Source organism: Roseofilum reptotaenium CS-1145, assembly GCF_028330985.1.
Taxonomy (GTDB): Bacteria; Cyanobacteriota; Cyanobacteriia; order Cyanobacteriales; family Desertifilaceae; genus Roseofilum; species Roseofilum reptotaenium.
Genome location: NZ_JAQMUE010000040.1, coordinates 1 through 12,992, shown reverse-complemented (window position 1 = coordinate 12,992; position 12,992 = coordinate 1). Strand labels below are relative to the sequence as shown.

15 protein-coding genes are annotated in these 12,992 nt (G+C 44.8%); 7 read left to right on the top strand and 8 right to left on the bottom strand.

The genetic code is table 11. The features are described from left to right. Positions 1 to 80: 80 nt before the first annotated feature. On the bottom strand, positions 81 to 1,472 hold the full coding sequence (locus tag PN466_RS06545) for a P-loop NTPase fold protein (RefSeq protein WP_271937943.1): 1,392 nt from the start codon (positions 1,470 to 1,472) through the stop codon (positions 81 to 83). 141 nt (positions 1,473 to 1,613) lie between these two features. Between PN466_RS06545 and PN466_RS06540 the strand changes: the two genes are divergently transcribed. Beyond that, complete coding sequence (locus PN466_RS06540; protein WP_271937940.1) at positions 1,614 to 1,886, top strand: hypothetical protein; 273 nt, start codon at positions 1,614 to 1,616, stop codon at positions 1,884 to 1,886. Positions 1,887 to 2,102: 216 nt separating this feature from the next. Here PN466_RS06540 and leuB read toward each other — a convergent pair whose 3' ends face one another. The 3 genes from leuB to PN466_RS06525 all read right to left on the bottom strand — a co-directional run bounded on the left by leuB (position 2,103) and on the right by PN466_RS06525 (position 4,601). Further along, positions 2,103 to 3,185, bottom strand: a complete 1,083-nt coding sequence (leuB, locus tag PN466_RS06535; protein WP_271937937.1) for a 3-isopropylmalate dehydrogenase — start codon at positions 3,183 to 3,185, stop codon at positions 2,103 to 2,105. A gap of 161 nt (positions 3,186 to 3,346) precedes the next feature. Next, a complete protein-coding gene (locus PN466_RS06530; RefSeq protein WP_271937934.1) occupies positions 3,347 to 3,709 on the bottom strand; it encodes a thioredoxin family protein in 363 nt (120 codons plus the stop codon). A 175-nt stretch (positions 3,710 to 3,884) separates the two neighbouring features. Further along, positions 3,885 to 4,601, bottom strand: a complete 717-nt coding sequence (locus PN466_RS06525) for an NnrU family protein (protein ID WP_278003008.1) — start codon at positions 4,599 to 4,601, stop codon at positions 3,885 to 3,887. A 193-nt stretch (positions 4,602 to 4,794) separates the two neighbouring features. Between PN466_RS06525 and PN466_RS06520 the strand changes: the two genes are divergently transcribed. The 3 genes from PN466_RS06520 (at position 4,795) to PN466_RS06510 (ending at position 6,761) form a co-directional block, all read left to right on the top strand. Beyond that, positions 4,795 to 5,511 (top strand): Crp/Fnr family transcriptional regulator, encoded by a 717-nt coding sequence (locus tag PN466_RS06520; protein ID WP_271937931.1) that lies wholly within the window; start codon positions 4,795 to 4,797, stop codon positions 5,509 to 5,511. A 384-nt stretch (positions 5,512 to 5,895) separates the two neighbouring features. Continuing rightward, on the top strand, positions 5,896 to 6,321 hold the full coding sequence (locus PN466_RS06515; protein WP_271937928.1) for a thiol-disulfide oxidoreductase DCC family protein: 426 nt from the start codon (positions 5,896 to 5,898) through the stop codon (positions 6,319 to 6,321). A 53-nt stretch (positions 6,322 to 6,374) separates the two neighbouring features. Next, positions 6,375 to 6,761, top strand: a complete 387-nt coding sequence (locus PN466_RS06510) for a histidine kinase (RefSeq protein WP_271937926.1) — start codon at positions 6,375 to 6,377, stop codon at positions 6,759 to 6,761. A 71-nt stretch (positions 6,762 to 6,832) separates the two neighbouring features. On the opposite strand, the gene apcD is transcribed toward PN466_RS06510, so the two are convergent. Beyond that, a complete protein-coding gene (gene apcD / locus PN466_RS06505) occupies positions 6,833 to 7,318 on the bottom strand; it encodes an allophycocyanin subunit alpha-B (protein ID WP_271937923.1) in 486 nt (161 codons plus the stop codon). Positions 7,319 to 7,409: 91 nt separating this feature from the next. Here apcD and rlmD point away from each other — a divergent pair, with 91 nt between their 5' ends. Continuing rightward, a complete protein-coding gene (gene rlmD / locus PN466_RS06500; RefSeq protein ID WP_271937921.1) occupies positions 7,410 to 8,780 on the top strand; it encodes a 23S rRNA (uracil(1939)-C(5))-methyltransferase RlmD in 1,371 nt (456 codons plus the stop codon). A 409-nt stretch (positions 8,781 to 9,189) separates the two neighbouring features. Continuing rightward, positions 9,190 to 10,251 carry an N-acetyl-gamma-glutamyl-phosphate reductase gene (gene argC, locus PN466_RS06495; RefSeq protein WP_271937918.1) on the top strand — a complete coding sequence of 354 codons (1,062 nt, stop codon included), beginning with the start codon at positions 9,190 to 9,192 and terminating at the stop codon, positions 10,249 to 10,251. 149 nt (positions 10,252 to 10,400) lie between these two features. Here argC and PN466_RS06490 read toward each other — a convergent pair whose 3' ends face one another. The 3 genes from PN466_RS06490 to PN466_RS06480 all read right to left on the bottom strand — a co-directional run bounded on the left by PN466_RS06490 (position 10,401) and on the right by PN466_RS06480 (position 11,849). Continuing rightward, complete coding sequence (locus PN466_RS06490; RefSeq protein WP_271937916.1) at positions 10,401 to 10,595, bottom strand: hypothetical protein; 195 nt, start codon at positions 10,593 to 10,595, stop codon at positions 10,401 to 10,403. Between the two features lie 106 nt (positions 10,596 to 10,701). Beyond that, complete coding sequence (locus PN466_RS06485) at positions 10,702 to 10,869, bottom strand: hypothetical protein (protein ID WP_271937915.1); 168 nt, start codon at positions 10,867 to 10,869, stop codon at positions 10,702 to 10,704. A gap of 167 nt (positions 10,870 to 11,036) precedes the next feature. Then, complete coding sequence (locus PN466_RS06480) at positions 11,037 to 11,849, bottom strand: Uma2 family endonuclease (protein WP_271937913.1); 813 nt, start codon at positions 11,847 to 11,849, stop codon at positions 11,037 to 11,039. A gap of 73 nt (positions 11,850 to 11,922) precedes the next feature. On the opposite strand from PN466_RS06480, the gene PN466_RS06475 reads away from it, so the two are divergent. After that, positions 11,923 to 12,711 carry a dioxygenase family protein gene (locus PN466_RS06475; protein WP_271937910.1) on the top strand — a complete coding sequence of 263 codons (789 nt, stop codon included), beginning with the start codon at positions 11,923 to 11,925 and terminating at the stop codon, positions 12,709 to 12,711. The last annotated feature ends 281 nt before the right edge of the window (positions 12,712 to 12,992 follow it).

The window sequence follows — 12,992 nt, the reverse complement described above, 5'->3', positions numbered from 1 at the left end:
AATCTAAGTCTGATACCATTTTTCTTTCATCGTCCTACGACGGATATCTTCCCCTTACCTCTTAACCCGTTGTCTTTGTCTTAAATTCTGCTGGCTTCTTGAGCTTGCCATTGCTTAAAGCGTTGGGTTTCTGCTAAGAGGGGATTGAGTCCAAACCAGCGACCGCGATGATCTTGATATTCAAATACAAATAAACTGCGCAGGAGGGTTTGATATTCCCGTTCTCCTTTGAGATTTTGTTCTTGAACCACTTGAAAGAGTAACTCCCATTCATGGTCATCAACGGCTAAAAGTAGGCGATCGCGGGCTTCGCGAATGGCCCGTTCGAGAACTATACTACTAATCGGAGGGTCTTCTTCTTGGATACAGCGATACAAAATCCCCAATAAGTTCCTCGCATGACCTCCACTTACCCAACAGAGGCGATCAAGGCTTGCCGGTTCTTCAAAGATTTGGGTGACGAGTTCTAGGCGATGTTGAGGGAAAACATCGGGAAAAGCTCTAGCAAGTACCATTTGCCGCAGTAATTCCATACCACTGGTGCATACAGTTCCATCTCGGTTACAGACGGGAACCATGGGTAAGACTTTGGGATCGAGTCCTCCCCCCAGGCGGTTTTTTAGGGTTTCACAGTCATTGGAGAAGACGAGGGAAAGGGGGAGGGTGTAGACTAAATGGCAGTTGAGTTTTCGCAGTTGTTCGCCGCGATCGACAAACAGGTATTCAGGGAGCAGTCGGCCGGACGTGGAAATTTCCCGGTTTTCCACCCGGTCAAGATTGTCAATAATGACGACCAGACCTTTATATCCCCGGTGTTTGAGTTGGGAGATCGCCACACTCAGGACTTCATCATTGATGAATTGTAAGATGCGGTTAGTTTGCGGTTCTAGATACTGTCTCAGTTGCGATCGTAACTTGGGACTATCCATGGCTCTAGCGGTAATTTTACCAATCCCCACCGGCAACGAAACCTCAAATTCCCCTTCTGTACTGGCTTTGACTCCTGCACCTAGAACTTCTGCTTCTCCAGAAACAATGACAGGGGTTTGTAAAAAATCCCAGATTTCATTGAGAAAGGACTTAAATCCTTTGGGTTGCAGTTCAATTTTTTGCTGTTCTAAAGTTTCACTCACCTGACGAGCAATCGCCAAGAGAATATCGGTAATATCGACATCATTTTCGTCTAAATCTTGGGTGGATTCAAAGTAAATGACATAAAATCCGTCGCCTTCAAGTTCCGATTGTAGGCGGGATAATTCTGTTGATTTACCACAGCCAATATGACCCGTAAAAAGCTGACAAGTGGGTTTATTGGGAGACAGGCGAATAATGGTTCGTTTGAGAGCTTCAATAATTTTCCCTCCGCGCACTGAACTAAAATCGATATAGTAGCGGCGATCGCTGATCCTGCCCATCATCAACGTTTTACTGGGATCGCAAGCATCAAAAAACTCTTGTAAATCGATGTTCATCCTAACTTTTTAGTTTTGAATAAAACACAGGATTTTTGGAAGAAAAATCGAGTTTTTGGCAAAACTCCTAAGTTCAGATCCTGAATCGACAAAAACTTTGCCTCCTGTCAACGCTAACATATCTTTACGCTGAGGATCGCTATGGGACTCACCCCTCATCTCCATAGCCTTGATTCAAAACCGGGGCAAAATGTCTACCAGGGGAGCGAGAATGACTTCACCATTCACACGAACCTATCTACCAATGGCAGTTATGTCAATGAGGAAAATGCGATCGGCAGTGGTTTCATGGAGATCGTGACGATAAGTAATGCAGAAACAACTCATATTTTTGAGTTATATCCAAAAGATTGCGAGTTGTTCTTTCAACATGCAGGCGGGGAAGTTCTTGAGAAAAACATAACTTACTATTAACAGAGAAATTATGGATAGTTATGCATATTCGTCTTACTTGCAAGGCTCACTTAAAACCTAAAGGAGTGTCAAGGAAATAGTGAGTTTTTACTTATCTAAACTTATTGGATTGAGTAACACAGGTCGGGGGAAATCTAGTGTGTGGATAGGGAAGATAGGGAGAAACAGAATTGTTTTCTTGTTGGGTTTTTATGCCTCCATTCCCCCCATCCCATCTCAGGATAGCGCTCTGAGCAAGGCTTCTCCCATTTCCCGACATCCAACTAATTTTTGTCCTTCAGACATGATGTCGCCCGTACGATAGCCTTGATTGAGAACGGTTTGTACCGCGTCTTCGATCGCCTCTGCTGCTTGGGGTTGGTTAAACGCATAGCGTAACATCATCGCTCCACTCAGCACTTGAGCTAGGGGATTAGCCTTATCTTGTCCAGCAATATCGGGAGCCGATCCATGAACGGGTTCAAATACTCCAGGACCCGATGCGCCTAAACTGGCTGAGGGTAACATGCCAATACTACCGGTTAACATGGCAGCGGCATCGGAGAGAATATCCCCAAATAAATTACCCGTAACGATAGTATCAAATTGTTTCGGCGCTCTCACCAGTTGCATCGCTGCGTTATCTACATAAAGGTGAGAGAGTTGGACATCGGGATAGTCAGAAGCCATAGCGGTCACGCGATCTCGCCAGAGTTGGGACACTTCTAGGACATTGGCTTTATCGACAGAACAGAGTTGACTCTTCCGTTTTTGGGCAATTTCAAATGCCACTTTCGCAATGCGATCGATTTCCCCTTCAGTATAGGCCATGGTATTTACGCCCCGTTTTTGTCCCGTTTCAGTCTCAAAAAGGCCTTTGGGTTCGCCAAAATAGACTCCACCGGTTAATTCACGCACCACCATAATATCGACCCCTTCCACAACTTCTCGTTTCAGGGTGGAAGCATCAATCAGTTGGGGTAGAATAGTTGCCGGCCGCAGATTCGCAAACAACCCTAAACCCGATCGCAGAGCCAATAGCCCGGTTTCCGGTCGTTGAGAACGGGGCAAATTATCCCATTTATATCCTCCAATAGCTGCCAGCAACACGGCATCACTTTGACGACAAGTGTTGAGCGTTTCTTCTGGAAGGGGACTACCCGTAGCATCAATCGCCGCACCACCGATGAGTGCTTCTTGAAAGTTAAACTCTAAATCAAACTTAGGGGCGATCGTCTTTAAGACATCCACCATCACAGCGATAATTTCGCTGCCAATGCCATCCCCTGGAAGTAACGTAATCCGGTAATACTCAGTCATAAATGGGTTTTTCGTTGCTTAATACTTGTAACCTTCCAGTATAGCGCTCGTTTATTTACAAAAGGGTAAAAACACGGAATGTAGGGGCAAACAGTTGTTTGCCCCTACAGTAATATCTCATTTTAAAACGAATCCACTCGATCTCTACTCCAGAAAAGGAGCTAGCGACTGGTTTCAAGATCAATGGCATCAGCCACTCTGGTTCCAGATAAGCTGACTTCCAGTTGTCGGTATAAGTCTTCTGCACTATGGAAGCCTTCAATACGGTTTTGCACTCGACCCTGATTGAACAAAATTACCGTAGGTAATGTTCGCAGTCGGTAGGCATTGGCGAGTTTAAGGCTTTGATCGGCATTAATGGAAACCACTTTAATGGTTTGTCCCCATTCGGTTTGGAATCGATTTAAAACTGGGTTTAGCAGTCGGCAAATTCCACACCAGGGGGCCCAAAAGTTGACTAATACCGGGGTTTGAGCATCGAGGACTTCGTGACTAAAGGCGCGTTCACTGATTTGTACCACCATAATTATGCCGTTCTTAGTATCTGGATTTCTTATACTTGCTCTTGGGATCATGCTACACCGATTTGGGTTGGATTGAGCAAGACAGTTTGGGGAATGGGGAATAGGGAATGGGGAATAGGGAATGGGGAATAGGGAATGGGGAATAGGCAAGAGGCAAATCCCCCCGATCCCCCGATCAAATGGGAACCTTAAGGGTGGCTTGCATGAGCCAAGGATGGGCCCACCAGAGGAGGCCAATAAAGAGCAGTACGCCGAAGTAGGAAGGACGGAGAAATTCTTGGAGTTCTAAGGTTTGACGACCTTGGATAATCGCCACAAATGGCATCACAGAAGTACGCTCTTTGGCTTCTAGGAAGGCTTTCCCATAGCGGTTGTACAGACGGCGATCCCCATTCCAGACAGCAAAGAGATGATGGAGAATTAAACCTAGGGAGGTGATGAGGGTAAAGCTTGTGCCTAACCAGAGGGTATGGGCAATACACCAAATTACTTGACCAACCATTTGGGGATGTCGGGTGATGCGGATAATTCCGGTTTCGTAGAGATGAACTTCCGGTTTGGCGATCGCCGCAATTTCCAGTAAATTAAATGTGGCTGGATATAAAAATAGAAAAGAAATGGCTGACAACGTCCAAACGAGCGATCTCACTCCTGGCACGCCCTGCACTTGCCACAGTTGTATTCCATCATAGCGATGATTGAAAAAGTAAATAATCAACACCACTGCGAAGGGGATGCTCACTAGGGCAAAGCCTACCCGGTACAGCCTTGCACCAATTTTCTGTTCTCCCCAAGGTCTAAGGCTGGCGAGTCCGCTATGGGCGATCGCAAATCCGATCAGTAATCCTACCATTACCCAGTGGCTTGATGGCCAATTATCAATCATTACCATACATTTTTCTTACATCGATAAGGTTTTGATCATAAAAAAGTAGTTTTTGCTACCTTTATGATACACTAGATAGCCAATAACAGAAACCATAGCCTCTGGCTAAAGCGTGACCATTTTTACTAGAAACAGGGTATCCTGGAATCTAGCAACAATTCACTGGTTGTCTTTGTTATTCTTTCACAATTTCTAACCTATGTTTTCAGTGTCTCCAGAATCCGAATCTTCAACCTCTCGTCCATTTCTTATCTGGCAGCGAATTATTGATTGGGCGCAAGATCACTATCGCACCCGCACCTTTAACAAGGATGATAAAATTCCTGTCCGTCCCGGTTTGCTCTATCTGGTACAGCGCGGTTCTGTTCGCCTGGTCAGTGCCCAGATTAGTGCATCCACTAAAACACCCAGTTTAGTCGCTCGGTTGAGTGCCAATAACGATCCCGATAATCTCAGTCCAGATGAATCCTTTTTAGGGTTCGTGGGAGCAGGTCAACCGTTTGAAATTGTCTCCCAATCTCCCTTTACAATTTCCAGTTATGCCCATGTGGATAAAACCACGGTTTTGTGGATGTATTGGCATGATTTGGATAATTGGCCCTATTTCCGTCGTGAAGTGATGGAAGCGTTCCGCGATCAAAATCAGCGTAAACTGTTGTGGCTGGGAACCATGGGTCAACGTCGCACAATTGATCGGCTGTTGGGCTTTTTGACCTTATTAATTGAGGAGTATGGTGAAGTTTGCGAACAGGGATATTATTTGCCTTGGACGCTCACTCATGCCCAAATTGGTAGTGCCATTGGTTCTACAAGGGTAACCGTTACTCGCTTAATGGGTAAGTTGCGCTCGAAAGGTCTGATTATTACGTTGGATGATAATTTGATTTGTCTTCCGCCTTCTAACCCCGATAGTTAGAAGATTAGGGCCAGACGCTCTAACTCGATCTAGAATTTCCTAACCCCTGTTCTACTCTTTTACAACTTGCCACCTCCGGGTTAGGAAATCGTTTGGATTGAGGTTGGCTTTTGAGGATGCAGGATTAATCCAGGAGCTGGTTACAGGGTTTAATCGGGGTTTTGAGTCACAAAAAACACTTTTATGCTAATAGAGTGACCTCTCATTTAGCACAGGGAATTTATCAATTTAATACAATCACAACCCAATAGAGCGATCTCCGCGTCACTTTCTTCTACGGTAAAGTTGAGTAAGGGTTCTAGTTTGGGTTCATCATCTATTGGCTTAAGCTTGAGCCACCCATCTTGAAGTCAGATAACCCGGATAGTCACCGAAAAAGCGATTATGCAATATCAAGTTATTTACGATGGCAACTGTAATTTATGCTCATCCCTAGTTCAAGTGCTGGCGCAGTTTGACCAAGGACAACGATTGACCTATAGCCCGATGCAAGATGAAGAAGCCTTAGTCAAATGGGGTATTAGTTCCCAAGACTGTGAATTAGGAATGATTTTAATTGATACAGAAAATCCCGAGCGTCGATGGCAAGGGAGCGAAGCTGCCGAAGAAATTAGCCGTTTACTTCCTGGAGGTGAGGCGCTGATCGGAGTTTATCGGGGGATACCAGGGGTTAAGGTAATGGGAGATCTCCTTTACGAACAAATACGCGACCATCGTTATCAGTGGTTTGGTCAGCGAGAAACCCTATATTTGTGTAGTGGCAATCAAGGATGTTCAAGTAGCCGTTCAGAATTGGGTCAAGCAAAATGACCCAGACCAGCATATGATCGGATCGGACTTAAACACTAGATCACTGTAAATCTATGGCTGTCTCCTGTCACTTCATTGTTGAAGGTAACCCGGTAATTGTCTACGCTAGTCGCAACGGCAATCCGAAGAAAGTTTTACCCAAATTGCAACGATTTTTAGATACCTTTGGGCAAGAGCGCGCTACCATGGGGGAAACAGTTCATACTCCTGAATGCCTCGTCGCCCAAATTATTGTTCGCTTTGGTTTTGAATTGTGTGAAGATGATTTTTCTAATTTGCGAGTGGGTTTAAAGTACGATCCAGATGTGGATTATCTGTATAAAGTCGGGACTAATTTTAAGGTCACCGTCCTGGAACCATTAGACGCTTATCGCAAACAACCGGGTTTAGGGTTAGAAGGCTGTCAAGTTTTGACAGAAGAAACCGGGTTGGCCCATTAAAGGTTTTCTTTAAAACTCACCCCTGCCTTCTCCTGGGAGAAAACAGGGGTTGAGCGATTGAGCTAATCCGATTAAGACATGGCTTGAATCAGAAAATCAAAATAAGGAGCGGTTTCCTGAGCTTCATCTATACTCAACAGAGCTAAAGACGCTTCCTTCAAACAGCGCATGGCTTCTGCCATACCTGCCAACGGTACGCCGAGAGAATTATACATTTCCCGCGCCCCTAACACACCAATCTGGTCAATGGTCTCGGTGCTACCATCAAGAACTCCATAGGTCACTAGACGCAAATACCAGCCATAATCACGGATACACTGGCTTCGTTCCCGTTGACCCGCAGCATTTCCACCAGGAGCGATGAAATCGGGTCGTCTGCGCCATAACTCTTGAGTGGCTTTATCTACGATCTTCTTTTCGTTTTCCGTGAGAGTAGACGCAATCCGAGTGCGTGTTTCTCCGGTAGTTAAGAAGGCTTGAATATTTTGCAGTTCGCCTGCGCTGGGATAGCGCAGTTCTTCGTCTGCATTGAGAATGATTTGAGTAACGACGCTCATGATTATGTTTGAGTCCCTATCGTAAACGGAATATCAATATCCTGTTAGTTTAACTATTGGGTGGGACACAAGGGAAGAGACCCCTAACAAGATGAAAACAGAATTTAACTGGAAACAAGGCCAAGTCGTAGAAATAGAGATTGCTTCCTTGAGCGATACAGGCGATGGAGTGGGACGGGTAGACAACCGGGTGGTGTTTGTGCCAAATACGGTTCCAGGCGATCGCCTGAATGTTCGGTTACTCTATGTTAAACCTCAATTTGCCAAAGGAGCGATCGAAGAACTCCTTGAACCTTCACCCCATGGCCTTCGTCCCGCTTGTATCGTTGCGGATAAATGCGGAGGATGTCAATGGCAACATATTCGCTACGACTTTCAACAACAAGCCAAACAAACCCTAGTCAGAGAAGCTTTAACCCGGATTGGCAAATTTGCCGATCCTCCCGTTACCCCCATTATCGGCTCTCCTCAATCCTTTGGCTATCGTAATAAAGTCTCCTATCCTCTCGAACTCTCGGACATCGGCATCTTCAAAGCCGGATATTACCAACAAGGAACCCATAAACTCATTAACCTTAATCAATGTCCCGTACAGGATGAGCGTTTGAATCCCCTATTGGCAACGCTCAAAGAAAACTTCGATCTAGCTCACTGGTCAGCCTATGATGAGGAGAATCACCAAGGACTCCTGCGCCATTTATGTCTTCGCATCGGTCAACGTACGGGAGAAATTCTAATTACTCTAGTAGCCACAAAACGCCGGTTACCCGGTTTAGCGATTCATAGCCAGAACTGGTTAACTCAATTTCCTGGGGTGGTTGGGGTTTGTCTAAATGTGAATCCTCATAAAACCAATCGCATTTTTGGAGACCAAACCTTCTCTATTGCCGGACAACCCTATGTGCGCGAGCAATTTGCTGGTTTAACCTTCCATTTGGGGGCAGATACCTTTTTTCAGGTCAATACAGAAGCTGCTGAAGCCTTGCTAGAGATGATTCTCGAGCATTTGAATTTGCAAGGTACAGAACAAGTCGTTGATGCCTATTGTGGCATTGGCACACTAACCTTACCTATTGCTCGTCAAGTGCAACAGGTTTTAGGTCTAGAAGTCCAACCCGAAGCGATTCAACGAGCCAGGGAAAATGCTCAGTTAAATCAGATTGAGAATGTAGCGTTTCAGGTGGGCAAAGTCGAGGATATTTTACCCCAATTAGACCATAAACCCGATATTGTCTTACTCGATCCGCCCCGTCAAGGCTGCAAACCTGAAGTGTTGCAAACCTTATTAAACCTCCGTCCGGCTCGTCTGGTTTATGTGAGTTGCAAACCAGCAACTTTAGCGCGAGATCTTCAAATTCTTTGTGAGTCTGGAAGCTATCGCCTGACACGAGTACAACCGGTTGATTTTTTCCCGCAAACGGCTCATGTGGAAGCGGTAGCATTTTTAGTGAATAATGAATAATTGAATACAGCAGTTTCCTCTTTTATAAGGTAGATTCAAGCCTATTGTTCTGGGAAACAGGAAGTGCAAGTTAAATCATTGATTAATACACGAGACAGTTAACCTATACTCAATAATAGTGCTTTGTGCTGCTATTGAGTATAGAGGCGAGTTCACCGAAATCTACACTGCGCACCGATCACCTTTCTGAACCTGTTCCTATTACCTATTCCCTATTCCCTAGCGCAAAGCGCTATATCTGTGTATAAAACCTTAATTTTTAATTTTTAATTTTTAATTTTTAATTGAATCTCCGCTTTGGTACTACAATGCAGCCAACCTTTAAACATTTATGGTTGCCTCACCTAGAACCATAAATTAGGATCTACACTCAATCACGTAAACTCAACATTCAAGTAAGGGTCACATCATGGGAGATAATGGGCGAACAACGGTTGGTATAGTTGGTGCTTCCGGTTATGGAGGTGTGCAATTGGTGCGGATGTTGTGCGAACATCCAAACGTGGATTTGGTTTATTTAGGAGGCGATAGTAGTGCGGGTAAATCCTATGGCGATATTTACCCTCATTTGGCTCATCGAGTTAATCTGACGGTGGAACCCGTTAATATTGATACGATCGCCTCGCGCTGTGAGGTGGTATTTTTAGGATTGCCCAATGGGTTAGCGTGCAAAATAGCGCCCCAACTGCTGGAGAGAGGGTGTTTAGTTCTCGATTTATCCGCCGATTATCGGTTAACGGATATGGAGGTCTATAAGACTTGGTATGGGAGTGAAGACCGGGCTGATTATGAGGTATTATCGAAGGCGGTGTATGGTTTACCGGAAATCTACCGCGATCGCATCCCCCATACGAATCTGATAGCTTGTCCAGGATGCTATACAACCAGTAGTTTACTGGCGATCGCTCCCCTACTCAAACAAGGATTAATTGAACCCGATACCCTCATTGTTGATGCCAAGTCGGGAACATCCGGAGGGGGAAGACAAGGTAAAATTAATCTCCTTTTAGCAGAAGCAGATAGTTCTCTAGCCGCTTATGGGGTGACCCGTCACCGACATACCCCAGAACTCGAACAAGTGTGTAGTGATTTAGCCGGCCATGAGGTTAAGCTGCAATTTACCCCCCACCTGATTCCGATGGTACGAGGAATTTTAGCCACAGTTTACGCTACCCTCCGCGACCCTGGTTTAGTCCGAGAAGATATACGTACGATTTACAGTGTGTTCTATCAAAATTCCCCTTGGGTGCGGGTTCTGCCCAATGGAACTTATCCACAAACGAAGTGGGCTTGTGATACCAATCTTTGTTATCTCGGCTTAGAAGTCGATGCCCGGACGAATCGGGTGATTGTCATGTCAGCAATTGATAATCTGATTAAGGGTCAAGCAGGACAAGCCATTCAATGTCTGAATCTGATCAAGGGTTGGCAGGAAACCTTGGGTTTACCAAAATTAACCTTTTATCCCTAATGCCAATTTCTTCTTGAGAGGTAAGACCAGGCAAGGGGCTGGGGGCCCCTTGTTGAGCAACGGGTAATGGTTTGAGGGAGCCTGATCCACAATGGCTAGAGGATCTATTGCTAGAGTGCCTCAAACAATAATTTAACCTCGCTGCTATATTAATCAATTTCAATCGATTGAGGGCCAGAAGTGGTATTGGTCTCAGTTTCTGGAGTACTGATTTGTTGATCGAGCCAGGTTTTAATGGGATCTTCAGATAGGTTGAGCTGTAACAGACCCGAACAGAATCCGCCAAAAAAGGCTGCCGGTTGTTGGGTGAGTTCCTGAAAAATCGGCGTGAATTGATCAAACATGGTTCAAGAAGAATGGGCTGTATGGTGCTATTGGGATTTTAGCGTGTTGTTTACCAAAATTTACAAATTTCCACCCGCACTCATGACTTGGGGGTAGCACTATCCGTTATCTTTCTGATATACTTTCTAAGGAATTGACCAAATCTATGATGTAATTACGGTCTAAAATAAATTCCTGCGATCGCCCCCCTTCCTGTCTGCGACTGGTTCTTTGCCATAGGGAAGAAGAGGGGTTCAGTTTCGGTTGGGTATGATTCGATATTCTGCGAGCCATGATTGATCCTGAAGTCTTATGTTATAGGGGTATTTTGAACGAATGAGACTTCTTCGTTGAAAACCTGCCTATCTATTTAGTCTGACTGATTGGGGCTGTCAATGACCAAACTTGTAAAATAGGTTTACGAGATTGCAGGACTGATATCAGGGAAAACTAACAATTTTTCAAGATCTCAACTCATCGGGATCAATTCCTAACTGCTGTAAGCGCTCGCGTAAGTGTTCAATTACCTCTTCAGCGTCATTCGCTCGTTGTTGTTGGCGATCGCACTCTAATTCAGCATCATTCGCTCTTTGGCGTTCAAGTTCCTTATCGAGTCGCTCCCGTTCTGTTTCCAACCGTTGGCGTTCTGTTTCCAAACGTTGGAGATCCCGATCTTTCACCACATCCAGATAGGTTCCTAAGCGCTCCCCATTAGCTGTTAATAACCGCAACTCTCCCGAAACGGTGGTAAAACTCACGCCTAACCTTGGACTTTTCCAGCCCTCCATTGGCGTAATTTTCTCCAATACTTCCCCTCTTCTTAACCACCCTTCTAGTCTATTTCCTTTGGGGTTGTAAGCATAATACTCTTCTACTCCATGAGTTTGATAAAACTCAAACTTTTTAGTCATCGCTTCCTTGCTATTACTCGGGGATACGATCTCAAATACTACTTGAGGGGCAATGTTGTTCTCTTCCCACTGCATATAAGATGGACGGTCTTTTTTTTCGACTCCAAATACCACCATCACATCTGGCGCTTGTCTGGAGGGTTCTTCCTGATTCTCTATTTCCTCTGATGAGAGTTGCACGGGATACCAAAATAAATCTCCAGCTACAAACACATCGGGGATGTCTTTAAATAGAGCATCCAAACCCCCTTGGAGCATCATAATTAAACGAAATTGTATTGTATTTTCACCGACTGGCTGACCGTCACTTTCTGGATAGAGGGAATCTTCTTCAATGAATGGGGTTTCTTTTTTGTGTACCATTTCATGAGAGCCTCAAGCTTTTCTATCCGTTTATTATACTAATTCTAGCGGAGTTTGATATAAGGATTGAATCATGATAAAAAGTTTATTTATTTCCCATGGCGCTCCCGATGTACTGTTACATCAGCTACCAGTTGTAGAGTTTTGGCGCTCTCTCTCTGCGCAGATTTCCACTCCTAAAGCCATTTTAGTGGTTTCTGCCCACTGGACTACCTCCGAACCAGTGGTTAGTGCTGTACCCCATCCGGAAACGATATACGATTTTCGTGGATTTCCGCCCTCTTTATCCGAAATAGTTTATCCTGTTCCAGGCGCACCTAAACTAGCCCATCAGATTGTACAGAATTTGCATAAAGACGGTATCGCTTGTCAGGTTAGCGAGCATAGAGGATTAGATCATGGAGCTTGGGTTCCCTTATCCTGCATAGTTCCAGAGGCTCAGATTCCGGTTACCCAACTCTCGATTCAACCCCACCGAGATCCAGCTTATCATCTGGCGATTGGGCGATCGCTCTCTTCTTTAAGATCTCAAGGCATTCTGATCATCGCTAGTGGCTCCATGACTCATAATTTAAGCTATTTTAGCCAATATCCTCTCGATGCTGAACCTCCCCTATGGGTACAAGACTTCGATCGGTGGATGGAAAAGACACTTCAAGAAGGAGATTTAGAGCGCTTAATTCATTATCGTCAACTGGCTCCCTATGCCGTTGAAAATCATCCCACTGACGAACATTTACTGCCCCTATTTGTCGCCCTAGGAGCAGCCGGTGAACCCCTGAGAGCTAAATCCTTACACTCTAGTTTTACCTATGGTATTTTGAGTATGGCTGCCTGTGGTTTTTCTGAGGCTCAGAGTTAATCGCTTTGGCTTCAAGTGCGCGTCTATTTCCTGGTTTTAGGTTTTCTTCTGAAGTCTCAGTTAAGAGTTTTGTTTGATAAAGTGCGATTGCCGATCGGTATTAGAGCAAATTCAGTCCGTTCGGCTAAAATGCAAATCACTAATAGACATCTCCTAAAACCATTAAAACCTTTGAGCATAAGGTTTTTATCCCATCATCAACTCGGAAGCTCCCAATGCAACTTTAACGAATTTATAGGACTTTAAGCTATTTCACAATAGCCACTTTCAAAAAACATAGG